The 2,427-nt window shown below is 72.6% G+C and carries 3 protein-coding genes; 2 read left to right on the top strand and 1 reads right to left on the bottom strand.

Going from position 1 to position 2,427, the window contains the following annotated elements; genetic code table 11:
• Positions 1–170 precede the first annotated feature (170 nt).
• Entirely contained in the window at positions 171–593 is a 423-nt protein-coding gene (locus G5C65_RS35490; RefSeq protein WP_165303173.1) for an FAD synthase family protein, read from the top strand.
• Positions 594–607: 14 nt separating this feature from the next.
• Here G5C65_RS35490 and G5C65_RS35485 read toward each other — a convergent pair whose 3' ends face one another.
• The gene (locus tag G5C65_RS35485) at positions 608–1,321 is read right to left on the bottom strand and encodes a CDP-alcohol phosphatidyltransferase family protein (RefSeq protein ID WP_338146820.1); all 714 of its coding nucleotides are present in this window, start codon (positions 1,319–1,321) and stop codon (positions 608–610) included.
• A gap of 94 nt (positions 1,322–1,415) precedes the next feature.
• On the opposite strand from G5C65_RS35485, the gene G5C65_RS35480 reads away from it, so the two are divergent.
• Complete coding sequence (locus G5C65_RS35480; protein ID WP_165303172.1) at positions 1,416–2,399, top strand: SCO2278 family lipoprotein; 984 nt, start codon at positions 1,416–1,418, stop codon at positions 2,397–2,399.
• The last annotated feature ends 28 nt before the right edge of the window (positions 2,400–2,427 follow it).

Genomic DNA, 2,427 nt, shown 5'->3' with positions numbered 1-2,427 from the left:
CCGTACCCCCGATCCGTACCCCCGGCTCCCCGCGCGCAGCCTAGCGCCGCGCCCTCCATCCTTTCTCCAACATGTCCCCGTTTCCGCCCCGTTGTGATTGGATCGGCACACGCGCGTGCCCCGGCGCCGGGGAGGAGCACGGGGCACACCACGTTCTGGGGGGTCTCGCGATGACACACACCGTCGGCTACGCGCCCGGTGCCTACGATCTCTTCCACATCGGCCACCTCAACCTGCTGCGGCACGCCCGCGCCCGGTGCGACTACCTGGTCGCGGGCGTCGTCTCCGACGAGATGGCCGACTACGCCAAGGGCCGCCCGCCCGTCGTCCCGCTCACCGAGCGGCTGGAGATCGTGCGCAGCATCCGGTTCGTCGACGCGGCCTTCGTGGAGACCGTGCCGGACAAGCTGGAGACCTGGCGGCAGATCCGGTTCGACGCGATCTTCAAGGGGGACGACTGGCGGGGCACCCCCAAGGGCGAGAAGCTGGAGGCCGACTTCCGCACCGTCGGCGTCGAGGTCGTCTACTTCCCGTACACCGTGCACACCTCCAGCAGCCAGCTCCGCCGCGCCCTGGACTCCCTCACCGGCTGAGCCCGCGCCCGGGGTCACGGGCTCAGCTCGCGGAACCACTTCGCCAGGAACGCCACGAGGAACAGCGCCGCGCAGCCGCACAGCACCGCGTACCCGGCGCGGAACAGCGGCTCGCTGCCCAGCAGCAGGAAGACGGCGCAGAAGACGCCGTAGTCCACGGGCAGCAGGGCGACGGCGCGGGCCGTGGACGGCGGCCGGGGCCGCGGCCCCGAGCCGTTCCGGGGGCGCAGCTTGTCCGTCAGCAGTCCGCCGAAGAAGATCAGTACGGCCACGAGCTGGAATGCCAGCGGCAGCAGCAGCCAGCCCTCGCCGGGCAGGTCGAAGAAGCGGTAGAAGGAGACCAGCACGGCCGCGTGCAGCACCGTGATCTTCGCGCAGTCCACCACGTGGTCCAGCCACTCCCCCGCCGCGCTGCCGCCGCCGCGCAGCCGCGCGAGCTGCCCGTCAGCGGAGTCCAGCGCGAACCCGAGCACGAGGAGCGCGTAGACGCCCGCGGCCAGCCCCCAGGAGGGCCGTACGAGGGCGACGGCCGCCGCGCCGCCCAGGCTGCAGACGGCGCTGAGCAGCGTCACCTGGTTCGGCCCGAGGCCCGCGCGGTACGCCGCGGCGGCGAGCACCCGGCCCGCCGGGCGGTTGACGTACCGCGAGTAGAGGGAAACCCCCTTGGCGCTCTTCTGCGCCGTGCGCAACTCCCGTAGCGCCACGCCGAAACCGGCACCGCTGTCCACCCACGCCCCCCTCGGCACGATCCTGGTGCGCCACTGTGCCAAGGTATGGTGCGTTCGCGCGAGACCACAGGGGAGGGCGGGAGTGGGTCGGGAGATGCCGGGGCACCGGGCGAAGACCGCTGCGCGGGGTCTGGCGCTGGCCGCCGCGCTGACGGCGTCCCTCGCGGGCTGTATGACGGTGCACGGCGAGACGGCCGTGGTCCCCGCGATCAGCAAGCCGGAGGCGGCGAAGGTGCTCAAGGACTTCACCGCTGAGAACAACCGGGCCAACCGGGCGTACGATCCGAAGCGCAACGCCGCCATCGAGACCGGCGCGCTCGGCGCCATCGACCAGGCGGCCCTCACCTCCCGCCGGGAGCTGCGCCCCCAGGGCAACCCGAAGTACCGCTCGCTGAAGCTGACGGACACCCACTATCTGATACCGCAGCAGGCGGGCTGGCCGAAGTTCTTCGTCACGAACTCGGCGAGCAACCGCGAGGGCGACGGGCGCTGGTTCTTCGTCTTCCAGCGGGACGGCGCCGACGCTCCGTGGAAGGCGTCGTATCTGGCGATCCTGCAGCCGGACGAGATCCCCCGGTTCGCGGCCGACGGGGACGGCTACGCGCGGCCGGTGCCCACGGACGGCGGCTCCGGCCTGACGGTGCCGCCCGAGCGGCTGAGCCGGGCCTACACCCGGTACCTCCAGGACGGCGCGGGCGACACCTTCGCCTCCGGCCGGTACACCACGCAGTTGCGGGCCCAGCGGGAGGAGCGGAAGAAGCGCAAGAACGTCCGCAACGAGTACGCGGACCAGGCGGCCGGGCCGCCGCAGTTCGCGCCGTTCGGGCTGCGCACCCGGGACGGCGGGGCGCTGGTCTTCTTCGCCTCGCACCACCACCACAAGCAGACGCTGCCGCGCGGCTACCGGCCCCGGATCAGCAATCCGCTGCTGAAGGCGCTGATGACGGGCACGCCGAAGCAGTCGGTGACCCTGGAGCGGGTGGCCGGGCAGGCGGTCGCGGTGCCGCCCGGGAAGAAGGGCGGCAAGGTCGTCTTCCTCAACCGCATCAGGGGGCTGACCGCGGCGAAGGGAGAGTGACCTCCCCGACCCCTGCCCCCCCCCGGGG

It is taken from the genome of Streptomyces boncukensis (assembly GCF_011045075.1).
Taxonomy (GTDB): domain Bacteria; phylum Actinomycetota; class Actinomycetes; order Streptomycetales; family Streptomycetaceae; genus Streptomyces; species Streptomyces boncukensis.
Note: the sequence above shows the minus strand (reverse complement) of the source record. Positions and strands in the feature narration are given on the sequence as shown.

What these genes read in the sequence shown, in the direction of transcription:
- G5C65_RS35490 (WP_165303173.1), top strand. Translation starts at nt 171, where the DNA reads ATGACACACACCGTCGGCTACGCGCCCGGTGCCTACGATCTCTTCCAC.
- G5C65_RS35480 (WP_165303172.1), top strand. Translation starts at nt 1,416, where the DNA reads ATGCCGGGGCACCGGGCGAAGACCGCTGCGCGGGGTCTGGCGCTGGCC.